The sequence below is a fragment of the Rhodobacter capsulatus genome (genome assembly GCF_005144475.1).
Taxonomy (GTDB): domain Bacteria; phylum Pseudomonadota; class Alphaproteobacteria; order Rhodobacterales; family Rhodobacteraceae; genus Rhodobacter; species Rhodobacter capsulatus_C.
Window position 1 is genome coordinate 1 of record NZ_SWJZ01000126.1, and the last position, 678, is coordinate 678.

The following is a 678-nucleotide window of genomic DNA, read 5'->3' on the forward strand; positions in this document are numbered from 1 at the left end:
GTGCTTTTCGCACACTGCCCAGAACCGGCCCGCATCGGGGAAGGTCGGCACGCCCTCGAACATCAAGGTCGTCGCGCCATTCGCCAAGGGCCCGTAGATGATGTAGCTGTGCCCGGTCACCCAGCCCACATCGGCGGTGCACCAGAACACGTCGCCGTCTTTATAGTCGAAGGTGTACTGATGCGTCATCGCCGCATAGACGAGGTAACCGCCCGTCGTATGCACGACGCCCTTCGGCTTGCCGGTCGAGCCCGAGGTGTAGAGGATGAAGAGCGGATCTTCGGCATTCATCGGCCGCGGCGGGCATTCCGGGCTGACATGCTCCATCAGGTAAAGCAGATCGACATCGCGGCCATGCACCCAGCTGATCTGATCGCCGGTGTGCTTGACGACAAGGCAGCGCACCTTGTCAGAGCAGTGCAGAAGCGCGGCATCGGTGTTCGCCTTCAGCGGCGTGCGCCGCCCGCCGCGCGGCGCGGTATCGGCGGTGATCACCAGCTTGGCGCCGCAATCATTGATCCGGTTCGCCAGCGCATCGGGCGAAAAGCCCGCGAAAACAATGGAATGGATCGCGCCGATCCGGGCGCAGGCCAGCATCGCATAGGCCGCCTCCGGGATCATCGGCAGATAGATCACCACCCGGTCGCCGCGCATGATGCCCTGGGACAGCAGCACATT

Annotated in this window: 1 protein-coding gene; it reads right to left on the reverse strand. The window is 63.7% G+C overall.

Annotated features, from left to right (window positions below; genetic code table 11):
- A partial coding sequence (locus FBT96_RS19415) for an AMP-binding protein (RefSeq protein WP_169583598.1) occupies nucleotides 1-678 on the reverse strand: 678 nt, incomplete at both ends.